This is a genomic window from Limnobaculum parvum (assembly GCF_003096015.2).
GTDB classification, from domain to species: domain Bacteria; phylum Pseudomonadota; class Gammaproteobacteria; order Enterobacterales; family Enterobacteriaceae; genus Limnobaculum; species Limnobaculum parvum.
Genome location: NZ_CP029185.2, coordinates 823,309 through 839,791 on the forward strand (window position 1 = coordinate 823,309; position 16,483 = coordinate 839,791).

The 16,483-nt window shown below is 46.6% G+C and carries 14 protein-coding genes and 1 pseudogene; 10 read left to right on the forward strand and 5 right to left on the reverse strand.

Features of this window, described 5'->3' with window-relative positions; translation table 11 throughout:
- Positions 1-345 precede the first annotated feature (345 nt).
- The 4 genes from HYN51_RS03045 to galR all read right to left on the reverse strand — a co-directional run bounded on the left by HYN51_RS03045 (position 346) and on the right by galR (position 2,908).
- Positions 346-945 carry a histidine phosphatase family protein gene (locus HYN51_RS03045; RefSeq protein WP_108901493.1) on the reverse strand — a complete coding sequence of 200 codons (600 nt, stop codon included), beginning with the start codon at positions 943-945 and terminating at the stop codon, positions 346-348.
- A gap of 155 nt (positions 946-1,100) precedes the next feature.
- Positions 1,101-1,376 (reverse strand): type II toxin-antitoxin system RelE/ParE family toxin, encoded by a 276-nt coding sequence (locus HYN51_RS03050; RefSeq protein WP_108901494.1) that lies wholly within the window; start codon positions 1,374-1,376, stop codon positions 1,101-1,103.
- A gap of 3 nt (positions 1,377-1,379) precedes the next feature.
- Complete coding sequence (locus HYN51_RS03055; RefSeq protein ID WP_108902138.1) at positions 1,380-1,628, reverse strand: CopG family ribbon-helix-helix protein; 249 nt, start codon at positions 1,626-1,628, stop codon at positions 1,380-1,382.
- A 278-nt stretch (positions 1,629-1,906) separates the two neighbouring features.
- Entirely contained in the window at positions 1,907-2,908 is a 1,002-nt protein-coding gene (gene galR / locus HYN51_RS03060; protein WP_108901495.1) for an HTH-type transcriptional regulator GalR, read from the reverse strand.
- A gap of 410 nt (positions 2,909-3,318) precedes the next feature.
- On the opposite strand from galR, the gene aas reads away from it, so the two are divergent.
- Together aas and lplT are read left to right on the forward strand one after the other, a co-directional pair.
- Positions 3,319-5,475, forward strand: a complete 2,157-nt coding sequence (aas, locus tag HYN51_RS03065) for a bifunctional acyl-ACP--phospholipid O-acyltransferase/long-chain-fatty-acid--ACP ligase (protein ID WP_108901496.1) — start codon at positions 3,319-3,321, stop codon at positions 5,473-5,475.
- Positions 5,472-6,674: a lysophospholipid transporter LplT gene (lplT, locus tag HYN51_RS03070; protein ID WP_108901497.1), complete on the forward strand. Its 1,203-nt coding sequence runs from the start codon at positions 5,472-5,474 to the stop codon at positions 6,672-6,674. Before aas ends, lplT begins: the two co-directional genes overlap by 4 nt.
- Before the next feature lie 140 nt (positions 6,675-6,814).
- Here the strand turns inward: lplT and mutH are convergent, their stop codons facing one another.
- Positions 6,815-7,501: a DNA mismatch repair endonuclease MutH gene (mutH, locus tag HYN51_RS03075; protein WP_108901498.1), complete on the reverse strand. Its 687-nt coding sequence runs from the start codon at positions 7,499-7,501 to the stop codon at positions 6,815-6,817.
- A gap of 707 nt (positions 7,502-8,208) precedes the next feature.
- Between mutH and rppH the strand changes: the two are divergent.
- From rppH to recC, 8 genes and pseudogenes are all read left to right on the forward strand, one after another.
- A pseudogene (gene rppH / locus HYN51_RS03080) lies at positions 8,209-8,732 on the forward strand (RNA pyrophosphohydrolase).
- A gap of 244 nt (positions 8,733-8,976) precedes the next feature.
- Complete coding sequence (gene lgt, locus HYN51_RS03085; protein WP_108901499.1) at positions 8,977-9,855, forward strand: prolipoprotein diacylglyceryl transferase; 879 nt, start codon at positions 8,977-8,979, stop codon at positions 9,853-9,855.
- Between the two features lie 7 nt (positions 9,856-9,862).
- Positions 9,863-10,657, forward strand: coding sequence for a thymidylate synthase (gene thyA / locus HYN51_RS03090; RefSeq protein WP_108901500.1), 795 nt, complete (start codon positions 9,863-9,865; stop codon positions 10,655-10,657).
- A gap of 243 nt (positions 10,658-10,900) precedes the next feature.
- A complete protein-coding gene (locus HYN51_RS03095) occupies positions 10,901-11,386 on the forward strand; it encodes a hypothetical protein (RefSeq protein ID WP_157952970.1) in 486 nt (161 codons plus the stop codon).
- Positions 11,380-11,985 (forward strand): prepilin peptidase-dependent protein, encoded by a 606-nt coding sequence (locus HYN51_RS03100; protein WP_108901502.1) that lies wholly within the window; start codon positions 11,380-11,382, stop codon positions 11,983-11,985. The genes HYN51_RS03095 and HYN51_RS03100 overlap by 7 nt, the downstream gene beginning before the upstream one ends.
- Position 11,986: 1 nt before the next feature.
- Positions 11,987-12,457, forward strand: coding sequence for a DUF2509 family protein (locus HYN51_RS03105; protein ID WP_108901503.1), 471 nt, complete (start codon positions 11,987-11,989; stop codon positions 12,455-12,457).
- The gene (locus HYN51_RS03110) at positions 12,445-12,801 is read left to right on the forward strand and encodes a prepilin-type N-terminal cleavage/methylation domain-containing protein (RefSeq protein WP_108901504.1); all 357 of its coding nucleotides are present in this window, start codon (positions 12,445-12,447) and stop codon (positions 12,799-12,801) included. Before HYN51_RS03105 ends, HYN51_RS03110 begins: the two co-directional genes overlap by 13 nt.
- Before the next feature lie 266 nt (positions 12,802-13,067).
- On the forward strand, positions 13,068-16,448 hold the full coding sequence (recC, locus tag HYN51_RS03115; RefSeq protein ID WP_108901505.1) for an exodeoxyribonuclease V subunit gamma: 3,381 nt from the start codon (positions 13,068-13,070) through the stop codon (positions 16,446-16,448).
- Positions 16,449-16,483: the final 35 nt, after the last annotated feature.

Consider the following 16,483-nt stretch of genomic DNA (forward strand, 5'->3'; position numbering starts at 1 on the left):
TCTTAGATGAATGATGATGTTCAAAATCTAAATATCGGGTCTGTGTTCTACGGATAGCACGGATTGGTGTATTTAGGGGTGGGTGGGTCGCTTTTCCGCTGTAACTATTTGAAAATTTAGCAATCGGTGGGCGCTATAATCGATCTTCAAAAGATCTGAAGCAAATTATGGCGCTGAAAGCTCAGGCTTCTGCGAAAGAGATTTTTGGGTGAGGTGAACGTTAGGCCGCATCGGTACTTATCGGTTAGCCGTTTGGCTTGATAAAATGTTAGGGTGGTGAAGAGATTTAACTTTTCATCACCCTGTTTGCTTTATCACTATCACGGTTAATGCAATCCAGTCCCGTTAGGCGTTACTCAATTCAGCCTGTGATTGTAACTCTCCGTTTAACTTCCTTACTTCTGCCGTCATTAGCGGAGTGAGATCCCGGTGTTGACTCAGCGGCTTCTGCTGGAAATGGGTCAGTAGGATCTGTAGTGGATCGCCGTGCCCAACCAGTAAAATCTTTTTCTGGCTGTGTTGTTGTTCTAACGTATGGATTAGCGCCATTTCGCGCTCACAAACGGCACTTAGTTGTTCTACCTGAGCAAATGAATCAGTAAGATTTTTTTCGTCCTGCTTCCAGACGAGTGGATAGTGGCCATCATCTTGCAGTTCAAACTCACCAAAATGGCGTTCACGCAGTGCCGTGGTGGGTTTAGCCTGACGATTAAAATAGTCAGCAACAATCCCCGCAGTTTCTGCAGCGCGCTTAAAATCAGAGTGAAAAATCAGATCCGGAATAGGATAAGGCCAGTTTTCCAGCGTCTGAATAACCTGATTGATACCCACTGGGGATAAACCATAAGCATGTTGCCCATGCTGAATATCACTTACGATGATCTTTTTTTGATTGGCTAAACTGTGACCGTGACGCAGTACATAATATTGGTTTCTCAAAATCATTGGACCGTTCCTGTATTAATCGATTATCTGTTTTTTAGAGGGAAACTATCGTCTCCCCCTATTCAGATTAGATTAATTTTTTGCGTACGCGAGAAACAACCCGTTCCGCTAACGATAGGAAGCAAAAAAACTGGCCGAATGCTCTGATTTAAACGTCAGTGATCCTCTTTCGTATGCCAGAGATCCACGATGAAAATGTCATTATCTTTGACTTCGTAGTGGACCTCGTAGTCGTCGAACAAAACCTTCCTCACTTCGCGAGGGTCATACCGCGCTTGCTGTACGCCAATAGCCGGATGCGCTGTAAGGCTAGCGCTTCCCGTTATCAGGCGGTCTAAAACATCAACGGCATGTTGGCGGTTGTATTGAAGGGCAAAACGATAGATACGCTCCAGATCGTCCTGAGCTTTAAGCGTCCAGTAAATTTCCATTTATCAGGATTTCTTTAGACGGTCAGCAAAATCCACCATGTCCGAATGACTAACTACACGACCTGTATCGACGTCAGTAAGGCCCTTCAGCACGCTTTGATGTCTCCGCTCTCTTTCTGCCAGCATGGTGAGTAATGCTTCCTTTATAATCCAGCTTTTTGAACGATCCAGCTCTATAGCCAGCTCCTCAACGGCAAGGGCCAGCTCGACGGGAATTTGGGCGCTGATGGTTTGCTTACTATGAGATCCCATAAGAATTACCTCATTTAATAACATTTAATAACTCCTATTAAGTTTAGCATGGTAATACTCATAAAAGTATCAGGCCCTATTTTGCTGACAGAGACCTCGAAAAATGCTGTGCCACGATGTCATTGATTAGTGACGTATTATGCAATGAATAAAAGAAGAGAAAAGCCCAGAAATAAAAATTAGGAAGAGAGATCGCAATATGCGGTTGTACGGTTAACCAGTTGTTGATTTGAGTGGATGAAACTCACTCGGATTATGTTTCTCTTTTACAGAAATGGTTATAACAACGGTGCTACCGAGTGCCTTTTCACCAATGTTGGATGAAATAAATTAGTGATGTCCGCCAAAGGCTTTCCCTGTGACAGCGACAGCGCCAATTCCGCCGCCTGTTTTGCCATAGACACCACCGGATAACGGATGGTGGTTAGCCCGGGGCGCAGATAACGGGCAATAAGGACATCATCAAAACCAATCAGTGATATGTGTTCAGGGACTTTAATATTATTATCGCTGAGTACGGAGAGGGCTCCGGCGGCCATGGTATCGTTATAGCAGACCACTGCAGTAATTTGTTGGTTTCTCTCCAGTAGTTCTATCAGGGCTTTTTCTCCACCGCTTTCGTCCGGTGGGGCGTAGGCAATCCGTTTGGTATTGATGGTAATGTTATGTTCTTTCAGGGCATCCAGATAACCCTGAAGGCGATCTTCCGCGTCGGATATCTTATGGTCAGAACAGATGATGCCAATATTACGGTGCCCTTGTTGGATAAGATATTGCGTAGCAAGATGGGAGCCATAGCGATCGTCCAATGCGATACAACGCGGTTCCAGCCCCGGCAGAATACGATTAATCAGTACCATTCCGGGAATATGGCTCATCAAACCCCGTAACTCTTCGTCACTCATGGCTTTGGCATGAACCACCAGTGCGGCGCACTGATGTCGGATAAGCTGTTCAATGGCCTGACGCTCTTTATGCTCATCATGATAGCCATTACCAATCAGTAAAAAGTTACCGCTATCGCTGGCGACTTGCTCGGTGGCTTTTACCATGGTGCCGAAAAAGGGATCTGAAACGTCAGAAACGATTAGACCAATGGTGCCGGTAGTTTGGCGAGCCAGTGCTCTGGCATTAGCGTTTGGATGGTACTGCAACTGTTCCATCGCGTTGAGTACTGATTCTCGGGTGGCTCCACGGGCTTTTGGCGAATTGTTAATGACGCGGGAGACCGTAGCAACAGAAACGCCCGCCAGTTTTGCTACGTCTTTAATTGTCGCCATAATTTGCTTTGCAACCCCGGATAAAAGAAAACGTTTACATCGTGAAGTCTCACGGAAAACAGGGGTATTAGCAATATGAAATGTCACAAAATTGACGAAAATAAAAAAATTACATGCTTCGTTACACTTTGTGCGCCTATGTAGTCTTTTCAGGCTGGCTGTCCGCTGTAGCATGAACTAGATTTGAGATCCCAGAGGTATTTATTGGTGAATTTCTGGCGGTAACGCCGGAACCATTTACTGGATTACACCGACCTACGCGGATGCGTAGGTTTTTTTTTACTTCAGGAAAATGTTGCTGTTTTTTTATTCGATTAAACGTTTAATCGCGAACAGCAATAAAAATAGATTGTCTTAACCTGGAAATGGGGGTATCAACGCATATTGCGTTGCCTGATAGGGAGATAGTCATGGTTTTACGGATGTTACGAGTTTTATGCCGCTTATGTTTTCGCGTACGTGTTTATGGTGATACTGATTGCTTTAAGCAGGAACGCATACTGATAACCCCAAACCATCTCTCTTTTATTGATGGTATTTTGTTAGCATTATTTTTACCGGTTAAACCAGTTTTTGCAGTTTATAGCCTGTACGCCGATCGCTGGTTTATCCGCATGCTGACACGTTATGTGGATATTGTTCCCCTCGACCCATCAAAACCCATGTCAATTAAAACGCTGGTGCGACAAATTGAGCACGGGCGGCCAATCGTCATTTTCCCGGAAGGGCGCATTACGGTTACCGGATCCTTAATGAAGATTTATGAAGGTGCGGCTTTTGTTGCGGCACGTTCTCAGGCAACGGTAATTCCTATTTGGCTGGAAGGGCTGGAATTTAGCTTCCTAAGCCGTTTAAAAGGCGTATTTAAACGGCGCCTGTTTCCACAGGTTAATATTCATGTTCTGCCGCCGACTCAAGTTCCAATGCCCGATGCGCCAAAATCGGCTCAACGTCGTAAATTAGCGGGCGAGCGTCTGCATCAAATTATGATGGATGCCCGCATGGCAACCCGTACGCGGGTGACGTTATATGAAGCACTGCTGGAAGCCCATACGCGTTATGGTATCGGTAAGGTCTGTATTGCGGACATTTCAATGAAAAACGACTCATATCGGACTTTGCTGAAGAAGTCACTAGGATTAAGTCGTATTGTCAGCAAGCTGAGTGAGCCGGGGGAGCATGTAGGATTGCTGCTGCCTAATACGGTGGTTACCGCGGCGACTATTTTTGGTTGTTCGCTGAGCGGTCGAGTTCCGGCGATGTTGAACTACACCGCCGGAGTGAATGGCCTAGAAAGCGCGCTAAAAGCAGCGCAGATAAAGACCATCATCACCTCCCGCCAGTTTCTTGAGAAAGGAAAACTAACCTACTTGGCCGAGCAAGTCACTGGTGCAAAATGGTATTTCCTTGAAGATCTGAAAGATACCGTCACCAGAGAAGATAAATTCTGGGTACTGAAACATTTGTTATTTCCTCGTATGGCAATGGTTAAGCAGAAACCGGATGATGCGGCAATTATTCTGTTTACCTCTGGCTCAGAAGGCAACCCGAAAGGGGTGGTTCATTCTCACGACAGCCTGTTGGCAAACGTTGAGCAAATTCGTACCGTGGCTGATTTTACCGCGCAGGATAAGTTTATGTCTGCCTTGCCACTGTTCCACGCCTTTGGCCTGACCGCAGGGTTATTGACACCGTTAATGACCGGCAGTCGAATCTTTCTTTATCCCAGCCCGCTCCATTATCGGGTAGTACCTGAGCTGGTATACGATCAAAACTGTAATGTGATGTTCGGTACGCCAACATTTCTGAATCACTATGCCCGCTTCGCCCATCCTTATGACTTTGCCCGACTGCGTTATGTGGTGGCTGGCGCAGAGAAGCTGTCTACCGCGACGCGTGACCAGTGGCAGGAGAAGTTTGGTATCCGTATTCTCGAAGGTTATGGCGTAACAGAGTGTGCACCGGTATTGGCGATTAATGTGCCAATGGCCGCTAGATCTCATACCGTTGGTAAACTGCTGCCGGGTATCCATTCACGGCTGATTACCGTGCCGGGTATTGAAGACGGTGGTCGCTTACAGGTGAAGGGGCCGAATATTATGAAGGGCTATCTGCGGGTTGAGAATCCGGGCGTATTGGAGACGCCAGCGGCGGAAAATGCCCAAGGCGAAATGGACGCGGGTTGGTACGACACGGGTGACATCGTCTCTTTTGATAGTGATGGTTTCTGTACCATTAAAGGTCGGGTCAAGCGCTTTGCTAAAGTCGCGGGAGAGATGGTTTCACTGGAAAGCGTTGAAGCTATCGCCAAGAAAGTGGCCCCTGAGGCAGAGCATGCAGCAACGGTTCGTAGTGATGTGTCAAAAGGGGAATCCATTGTTCTGTTCACCACAACCCCAGCTTTAGCCCGCGATGCTTTAAACCGCGCCGCTCAAGAGTTGGGATTACCCGCGTTGGCGGTGCCGCGCGATATTCGAGTACTCAAATCTCTTCCTCTGCTGGGCAGCGGTAAGCCGGATTTTGTTTCCCTGCGTAAACTGGCTGAAGAGCCCGTGGAGTCATTATGACCACAATTGATGTGACGGAAAAACCATTGCTGAATCGCGCGATGGTGGCGGTCACCAGCGCACAGTTCTTCTCGGCCTTTGGCGATAGTGCGCTGTTTTTTGCGACTTTGGGGGTTTTGATTCAGAAGGCTTATCCCCTCTGGAGTCATTCCACGCTGCAAATGCTATTTATTGTGGCTTATGTGGTGTTAGCACCGTTTGTTGGGCAGATTGCCGATAGCTTCTCGAAAGGGCGGGTGATGATGTTTGCCAATGGCATCAAGCTGTTGGGCGCGGCAATTATTATTGGCGGGTTGGATCCGTTTTTTGGCTATACGCTAGTGGGGATTGGCGCGACGGCATACTCCCCGGCGAAGTACGGTATTCTTGGCGAAATCACCCAAGGCGATCAGTTAGTGAAAGCTAACGGTTTGATTGAGTCCTCAACGCTGGCGGCGATTCTAGTAGGGTCTTTAGCCGGAGGTTGGCTGGTAGATATTAGCCCTTATCTGGCACTGGCGGTGTGCTGCGGAGTTTATGCCAGTGCGGTAGTGGCAAACTGTTTTATTCCTCATTTACAGGCGGCTCGTCCCGGCATGCGCTGGAATTTGAAGGAGATGGTGGTACGTTTTGCCGACTCAGCTAAGATATTGTGGAACGATCAGGGTACGCGTATGTCTCTGGTGGGCACCAGCCTGTTCTGGGGGGCCGGTATTACTCTGCGCTTCCTGCTGATCCTGTGGGTACCCATTGCTTTGCATATTGAAGGGCTATTGACGCCAACATTACTGAACGCCATGGTGGCGGTTGGTATCGTGATTGGCGCCGCCGCCGCCGCGAAGTGGATTACGCTGGATACGGTCAATCGCTGTATCCCTGCTGGGGTTCTGCTGGGTGCTGGCGTAGTCGTTTTTGTATTGCAGGGCAGCTTACCACTCTCTTATGCCATTCTTATGGTAATCGGTATTTTCGGTGGGTTCTTTATTGTGCCATTGAATACCCTGTTGCAGCATCGGGGAAAACAGACCGTTGGAGCAGGCAACGCGGTTGCGGTACAAAACTTTGGTGAGAACACTGCCATGTTGTTGATGTTGGGGCTTTATACTCTGGCGGTTAAAATAGATATGCCAGTGATTGTCATTGGCTGTGTCTTTGGTGGGCTGATGATGCTGTCTATTGGTGGGCTGTGGCTAGTACAGCGACGACGCCAGAGAGCATAGTCTTGTCATATCACTGACTCAGTGTTTTAGTGAGTTGCAGAGGATAATCCGGCCATCATGATATCTCCATTGTGTCTGGCCGGAAGAATATCTGTATTTGAGTTCAACAACCATCAGGCTTGGTCTGGCGATGACGTTGGTTAGAGATTGAAATGTTTCGCTAACAGCGCCCGGGTAAATGCTTTTTTCAAATAAAAACCCCGTGGTAGTGTCATTATTGGTTGGCCAAATTCACCAATGGCCTCTGTCAGCGCCCGGCTATTAGCGGCTTTAGGGCGTATTTGCAAGACTTCACCGTGGCGAGCGGTGATAGATTCAACTTTGCCTAATACAATTAGGTCCATCAATTCTTCCCAATCGTGTTTTAACTGTTGTTCTTCATCCACATCCGGGCTCCACAGTAAGGCGCTGCCTATACGTCGTTGAGCTAGAGGAATGCTTCGCTCTCCTTCAACGGGAACCCACAGGACTCGATGCAGTTTATGACGCAGATGAGAACTTTCCCAAGTGATGCCGCTATTACCTGTTAATGGGGCTACGCAGACAAAAGTTGTCTCTAGTGGATTGCCTAGAGCATTTATCGGGATGGTTTTTAATTCCACTCCCAGATGAGGGAAATCTTGTTCGGCTTTGCTGCCCGCACAGGCACCAAGGTAATATTCTAGCAACATGCCAACCCAGCCTTTGTCCCGCTTCAGGTTTTCGGGAATAGGTAACTTGGCCGCTTCGGCCAGTTCTTTCATGGTATATCCAGCCAGCGCGAGGGCGCGCTGATACAGCTGTTGTTCGCTATCAGGAGTATTTGGTGGCAGTGGATTGTTATACATCAAAGGCCCGTTTTGTTTATTTTATTTATTGCTTAATAATTAAACAATAATTTTCAGCCGAGTTATCATCCGTCAAATATCAGAGGATAACTATTACAATAACATGATTTATAAAAGTATTTTTATTTTTCGTTGGTTGATTTCATCTATCATATCGGAATCTATATACGGTAAGCCACCAACAGTGAACAGGATCTTACACTATGTTATCCACAGCTTCCTTGGATAACTATAAAAACGGTAATAAAGGGAACTATTTTTTACCTTGACGAAAGGATTTTTTTGCGCGTAAGCCGGTATGTTGCTCAAGTTTTTATCATGTGCTGTGGATAAAATTGGGGGAGGACATTTTTTGTACATGAAGAAACTACCGTATAATAGTGGGGTGATTAAGTGGATTGTTTTATTGGTTTAAAGTCCATTAATTAATTGAAAATTAATATTTTTTGTTGATTTTCTCGTCTGATTGAAAATAGGTTTAATAAAGTTCTACCCACATTGTTATCTGGTTCTTCACATAGATATCCACAGTAAACGTGAATAACTTGACCGAAAATAGTCGGTGTCTGTTTATAACTTTGATTCTTGTGTCAAGTTATTCTCAGGTTGATTATCACATCGCGGACATAAAGCAGAGGTTTACCGCTTGTGCGTAGTGTGAAACAATCAGGTTATCTTTAAGATTTATGCTTATTTGAGGTAGTCCAGTGATCGATGATGATGGCTACCGCCCGAATGTTGGTATCGTAATTTGTAATAAACAAGGACAAGTTTTGTGGGCCAGACGTTTTGGTCAACATTCCTGGCAGTTTCCTCAAGGGGAATAAATCCTGGAGAAACGCCAGAGCAGGCAATGTACCGAGAGCTTTTCGAGGAAGTCGGACTGAGTCGAAAAGATGTGCGCATCCTGAGTTATACACGAAACTGGTTACGATATAAGTTACCTAAACGTTTGGTGCGTTGGGATACCAAGCCCGTTTGTATTGGTCAGAAACAAAAATGGTTTTTGTTACAACTGTTAAGCAGTGAAGCAGATATCAACATGCAACGTAGTGGTACGCCTGAGTTTGATGGCTGGCGCTGGGTTAGTTATTGGTATCCGGTTCGTCAAGTAGTCTCCTTTAAGCGCGATGTTTATCGTCGTGTGATGAAGGAATTCTCACCGGTGGTGATGCTATTACAGGAAGCAAAGCCGCAGCGAACCAATCCGCCCCATCGACGTAAAAAGTGATGAGGGGTAGGTGAGTTATCCGTTAGTTAGCCTCACAAGATTGTGAGGCTAACTTGTTTTCAGGCTGATGGGATAAGCGCGTTGTTAATTGTTCTGTTAGAAAGTAAATGAACGTGAATAACGAGCCTGTTCTGATGAATGTTTTTCCGGCTATGGTATGATAACCAGATTCGGACTTATTTTAAGTCAGACAGTGTTAACTTAACCCTCAATCCAATATTGAACTCGTAATAAATGGTGAGTGATGAACTCTAGTTTTCTGGTATTTCCTAAATTTGACCCGATCATTTTTTCTTTAGAACCTACATTACCCCTCTCTTTGCGCTGGTACGGTATGATGTATCTGATTGGGTTTGTTTTTGCCCTGTGGCTGGCGAATCGCCGGGCTAAGCAACCTGACAGCGGCTGGACTAAAGATGAAGTAGAAACCATGTTATATATTGGTTTTCTGGGTGTCTTTGTTGGTGGTCGATTAGGGTACGTTTTGTTTTATGACTTCCCTAGCTTTTTGGCTAATCCGTTGTATCTGTTTAAGGTATGGGAAGGTGGAATGTCATTCCACGGCGGTCTGCTGGGTGTGATTGCTGTGATGTTCTGGTTTGCTCATCGTACTAAACGCACTTTCTTTCAGGTTTCCGACTTTATTGCCCCACTGATTCCGTTTGGTTTAGGCGTCGGGCGTTTAGGTAACTTTATTAACGGCGAACTTTGGGGACGGGTAACTGACTTCTCTTGGGCCATGCGTTTTCCTACTTCTAGAACGGCCGATCAACTGTTTGCCGAGCAAAATCCCCAGTGGCTCCCCTTTATGCAAGACGGCATGCTGCCGCGTCACATGTCTCAACTGTATGAGATGTGCTTGGAAGGTTTCGTCCTGTTCCTGATTCTGAACCTGTTTATTCAGAAGAAACGTCCAACGGGGAGCGTGTCTGGTCTGTTTTTGATTGGTTATGGTTCATTCCGTTTTATTATTGAATTCTTCCGCCAGCCGGATGCCCAATTGGGGCTGTTTAGTAACTTCTTCAGTATGGGGCAATTACTCTCTTTACCTATGATCATTATCGGTATTCTGATGATGGTTTGGGCGTACCGCCGTCCGCAGACTTCGAAACAACAAGCATAGGATAACCATGAAACAGTATCTGGAATTAATGCAAAAGGTCCTGAATGAGGGCACAAATAAATCTGACCGTACCGGTACCGGTACGCTGTCGATCTTTGGTCATCAGATGCGTTTCAATTTGCAGGATGGTTTTCCGATGGTGACCACTAAACGTTGCCATATCCGCTCTATTATTCATGAACTATTATGGTTCCTGAAAGGTGAAACCAATGTGGCTTATCTGCACGAGAACAATGTCACCATTTGGGACGAATGGGCAGATGATAACGGCGATTTAGGGCCTGTTTATGGCAAACAGTGGCGTGCCTGGGGTGCGGCGGATGGTCGTCAAATTGACCAAATCAAGAAAGTGGTTGAGCAATTGAAGCAGGATCCAGATTCGCGCCGTATTATTGTTTCTGCTTGGAACGTGGGTGAATTGGATCAAATGGCGCTGGCACCATGCCATGCTTTTTTCCAATTCTATGTGGCGGATGGCAAGCTATCTTGTCAGCTCTATCAGCGTTCTTGCGACGTATTCCTAGGCTTACCATTCAATATTGCCAGTTATGCGTTGCTGGTTCATATGATGGCGCAGCAGTGCGATCTGGAAGTGGGCGACTTCGTCTGGACCGGAGGAGATACCCATCTGTATATGAACCATATGGAACAAACCCATTTGCAGCTGGGTCGTGAACCACGAGCACTGCCAAAACTGGTGATAAAGCGTAAACCCGCTTCGATTTTTGATTATCAGTTTGATGATTTTGAGATTGAAGGTTATGACCCGCATCCGGGGATTAAGGCTCCGGTGGCGATTTAAGTCACAAATCAGCTAATCAGTCATCTATCCCCGATAGGGTAAACCTGTCGGGGATTTTTTTATCTGTATTATTGCGACATAGTCCGAAATTGCGATGTAGCCCGAAATTTTATTTAACGGTTATGGCGTTACATTAAATTGTTGGGCGATGTCGCCCCTATTCCCTCTCTCCTTCTATTACCCTGTTCTAGCTTGTTTTACCGTTGCGCTATGAAACGACATTTACCTGATGGACAACGCGGAATGACACTCATTGAAATCTTACTGGTGATAGCCATTACGGCGATTCTTTCATCGACGGGAATTTCCAGTTGGCAAAACTATCGGCAGCGAGCTGCATTGGAACAAAGCAGTGCGGGGCTTTTGGCTTTCTTAACCCGAGTTCAGGCGGCGGCTCACTGGCGTAATCAGACTTACCTGTTGCAGGTAGGTAAACGAGGGGATAGAGGTTGTGTTGCCGTTAATCAAACAAAGCGCGACGGTGAATGTGATAGCGACAGTGGATTACGTTTTGTTCTGTCAGAGCCATCTCTTGGCTTGGAGGTCAGCCATTCGGATCTTGGCTTTGGATTTTATGGTGTACGGAATACGGCGGGTACTGGCCATATTGTGGTGTTCAATCAGGCGGGAAGAGTGAGGCTTATCCTCTCGGCCAAAGGGCGATTACGTCGCTGTAGCGAAAGTATCAATGGTCAGCAGCCGTATTTACCTGGTGTCGCTTCGTGTTAGTAGAAAACCAGCAAGGCGGTTTTTCACTAGCAGAGATGCTGATAGCAATGCTGATCGCCAGCATGATGATAGTGAGCGTTGCCGCCATGTATCCAGCATTACAGCGACAGAGTTTGATGCTGTATCGATTGTACCGTCTGGAGCAGTCTATGGGACAGGTATTGATGACCATAGCAAAGGATTTACGTCGGGCAGGCTTTCTGTTGAAGGGCGGGAAGGCACCGGTACCTGAAGCGGTTTATATCGGTCAGCATCCGCAATCAGCCGTGGGCAGTTGCCTTATCATTCGTTACGACCTTAACCATAATGGCGTGATTGATCCTATTGATTCCGCAGCGGCGGAGCATTTCGCCTATCGTTGGCTGAACAACAGTATTGAGCAACACCGCAGTGCTAAAGATTGTCATGGTAACGGATGGGAGAAAGTAGTCGATCCAGCTGAAATTGTTATCACGCATTTTTCTGTTCAATTAGGCGGCCACTCCCTTAATGGCACAGGAAAAAATGCGGCTTATTATCTGATAGCGCTGGAGGGGCACTGGAAACGTTGGCCATCAGTGAAACGGCGTTTAACGTTAAGAATAAGGGGCATGTATTGAGATGCTGAGAAACAGAACCTATTTAGTGGTTAACCAGCAAGGGTATAGCACCATTGTTATGGTCATGCTGTTGATGTTATTTGGCACCTTAATGCTTAAAGGGCAGAGTGACCAACTGTTGGTACAGGTGAGAATCTATGCGGATGAGCGGCGTTATTTCCGTGCTTATCATCAGGCTCTCTCTTCTCTTTCTTGGGCGTTATCCCTACGTTGGGCGGGGCTGAGCAGTGAGTGGCAGTGCCGTAAAGTAGAAAATCATCAACTCTCATCCTGCATTCGCCAACTTAGTGATGACGAAATCCTTATTCGAGGTGAGGGGTACATGGGAAATAGCCAGCCTCCTCTGGTACTGTTTCAGTTGGCTGGTCGGCGTGATGATGTATCTTCTCCCGGAGAAATAAGGCTACAACCATTCCTGCATGGAAGAATAGACTTTTGTCCACTGAAGGTACCTGCAGAATGCACCCCTTAACGATGCCGCGACAGAGAGGATTTAGCCTGTTGGAAGTGCTTATTTCCATGCTGTTATTTTCCATCACTATTATGGGACTGCTGCGTTATCAGCAGGTACTCATGGCACAATTTAATCTCTATGCTGACAGTCAATATGCATGGCGATTGGCTGCTCAGGCATTAGATATCTACCCAGAAACTATTGAGCAGGAGTCAAAACTTCAATCAGGCCAATGGCATTTGAATATGCTGACAAAATCCATGGGAAATGGTTGCCTGAAAATTACGGCACAGTTGATTATGGCAGGGAAACAGGGGGTAGAACTGGAAAAGTGGCAGTGTGATGAACAGGTTAATCTATAGTGAATATGCTTGTTAGCTTCTTTTTTCAGGCACTATCTGCCGGGTTAAGTTTCAAGGGAACCGGTATTGGTTTGTGCGATGGTTTACGGTAAGTCTGATAGCATCTTCAGCAACATACTGACTGACAGTATAAATAGAGAGTTATCCATTACCCGCTTTACAGCGTCGGCAAGAAGATTGAGAATTGTGCCCGCAAATGGTTATATCAATGACATTAACCCGAGTTTTTAACTAAAACGGGACGTTATACAACTTCAGGAGCCAGGATGTTTACGGTTTACCACTCAAACCAGCTTGACCTGTTAAAAACGCTGACGACCGCGTTGATTGCCGGTAAACCGTTATCGAATCCCTTTGAGCGAGAGATTATTCTGGTTCAGAGCCACGGTATGGCGCAGTGGCTGCAAATTGAACTGGCAACTGAGTTAGGTATTGCTGCGAATATTGAGTTTCCGCTACCGGCATCGTTTATTTGGCAGATGTTTCAGCAGGTATTACCCGAGATCCCGAAAGAGAGCGCATTCAGTAAAGATGCCATGACTTGGAAACTGATGTGGCTATTACCTTCAATGCTAGAGCAACCTGAGTTTATCGCACTATCGCGCTATTTAAGTGACGATGACGATCTGCGTAAGCGCCATCAGTTAGCGGGGCGTATTGCAGACCTTTTTGACCAGTATTTAGTTTACCGACCTGAATGGCTACGCAGTTGGGAGCAGCATGAGCTGGTTGACGGATTGAATGAGGCTCAGGTATGGCAGGCTCCCCTCTGGCGAGCACTGACCGAATACACCCAGACTTTACAGCAACCAGGTTGGCACCGGGCAAACCTGTATCAACGCTTTATTGATACCCTTAACCATCCTGACTTTTCACCGAATAAACTCCCTTCCCGAGTATTTATTTGCGGAATATCCGCGCTTCCGCCAGTGTATTTACAAGCTTTGCAGGCGCTGGGGCAGCACATTGATATTCACCTGATGTTTACCAATCCTTGTCGTTACTATTGGGGGGATATTCAGGATTATGCTTTTTTGGCTAAGCTCCAGGCTCGTAATCGAAATAAAATTAATAACAAACAGAATATTGCACTATTTCGCCAACCTGAACTGGCTGACACCCTGTTTGATGAACAGGGTCATCAGCAACTGAGTAATCCTCTGCTGGCCAGTTGGGGAAAACTGGGGCGCGATAACCTCTATCTACTGGCACAGTTGGATAAAATGCAGGAAGTTGATGCGTTCGTTGATATTGAACAAGAACGATTACTGCACCGTATTCAGCGCGATATTCTTCAGTTAGAGGATCGGACTATCGTGATTAACAGCCCGAACTCTCCGCTGAATAGTCAGGATAAACAATGGCTCGATCCCAACGATCGCTCTGTTAGCATTCACGTTTGCCACAGCGCCCAGCGGGAAGTAGAGGTATTGTACGATCGGCTGTTGGCCATGCTGGATGATGATCCAACCCTGACGCTACGGGATATCATTGTGATGGTGGCCGATATCGACAGCTACACGCCATATATTGAGGCGGTTTTCGGTAATGCACCGACAGAACGCTATTTGCCTTACGCTATTTCCGATCGCAGTGCCAGTCAGGCTCATCAGGTACTTACCGCATTTTTAATGCTGCTGGACTTACCTAGCAGCCGCTTTAGTGCCGAAGATATTCTGACTTTGCTGGAAGTGCCTGCATTAGCCCAGCGTTTTCAGATTGATGAAGATGGATTGAGAATCTTACGGCAATGGGTTGAAGAGTCTGGTATTCGTTGGGGGTTAGATGATGACATGGTCAGCGATTTTAACTTACCGCCAACGGGGCAACATACCTGGCGTTTTGGTTTGACTCGCATGCTACTAGGCTATGCGATGGATAGTCAGAGCGGCGACTATCAGGGTATTCTGCCTTACGATGAGTCTAGTGGCCTGATCGCTGCTTTGGCTGGGCAATTGGCTGAGTTTCTGATGCAGCTATCCACCTGGCGTAAACGCCTAATGGAGTCTCATACCTTAACGGCATGGTTACCTTACTGTCATGAGCTGACGAAAGCATTTTTTATTACCGATTTAGAGACCGAGCCAGTATTGGCCCTGATTGAGCAACAGTGGCAAAAGCAAATTGGTTTTGGTCTGGAGGCTAACTATAGTCAGAAAATTCCATTAACCGTTTTAAAAGATGATTTGGCTTCACGTTTGGACAATGAACGCATCAGCCAGCGCTTTTTAGCCGGCCCGATAAACTTTTGTACTTTAATGCCCATGCGCTCCATTCCTTTTAAAGTGGTATGCCTGCTGGGAATGAATGACGGCGTTTATCCTCGTACATTACCTCCGTTGGGTTTTGACTTAATGGCAGAGCAACCGCGCAAAGGGGATCGGAGCCGACGAGATGATGACCGCTACCTGTTCCTTGAGGCGTTGTTGTCCGCCCAGCAAAAACTGTTTATCAGCTACATCGGTCAATCTATTCAGGATAATAGCCCTCGCTATCCTTCTGTATTGGTCACGGAACTACTGGAGTACATCGCCCAAAGTCATGTACTGGCAGAAGATGTGGCTAGCGATCTGGAGAAGAGCGCCGAGGCGGTATATCAACATCTACTATGCCACCATGCTCGGGTCCCCTTTAGTGAGCAAAATTTTATCGAGGGTAGTGAACAGCAAAGCTACGCCAATGAATGGTTACCGGCCGCAGAGCGGCGGGGCGTCGCTCATGGTGAGTTTGGTCGTCCGTTGGATGAAGTTGCTTTGGTACAGGTCGAATTGGATGAGCTACGCCGTTTTTACCGTAATCCGGTACGGGCGTTTTTTCAGCAACGGTTGAATGTGAGTTTTACGCTGGATGAACCAGAGCTACCGGATGAAGAGCCATTTTTAGTCGAGAACCTGCAACGCTATCAACTGAATACCCTATTGCTTAACTGCCTGATTGAAGAAAAAGATCCCGAACTGCTGTTTACTCGCTTTCGTTCTGCTGGCTCATTACCGTTTGGTGCTTTTGGCGAGGTATTCTGGCAGGGTCAGATGCAGGATATGACTGAATTAGCAGAACGCATAAAACAGCAAAAATTGCCTTGTGACAACATTGAGTTTGAAAAACGGATCGATGGTATTGTGGTTAACGGTTGGCTCAATCAGGTACAACAGGATGGTTTGTTACGCTGGCGTCCCGCTAAACTGACGGTGACGGATGGTATATCCCTTTGGCTGGAACATTTGGTCTACTGTATCAGCGGTGGTCAGGGCGAAAGCCGGGTGTATGGTCGGGAGGGAACCGAGTGGCGTTTTGCCTCATTGAGTGTAGAAGAGGCAGAGAAACATCTTGCTGAGTGGTTGAAAGGGTATCAACAAGGGCTGAGTTCGCCGTTGTTATTGTTACCGAAGAGTGCATGGGCTTGGCTGGAAAGTTGCTATGATGTATCTGTCGGTCAGATTTGTTGGGATGAAACTATACAACAAAAAGCCAGGCAGAAGCTGATTCAGGCGTGGCAAGGAGGCTCACAGGTTAGCGGCGAGGGAGAAGACCCTTACTTGATGAGGATGTTCAGAGTATTGGACGACAAACATTACCAACAGATTATTACCGACAGTCAGCCCTATCTATTGACGTTAATGCGTTATCGAATGGAAAAATCTGACTAAAAAAGTGAACCCTCAGCGATCGGACTGTCCAATTT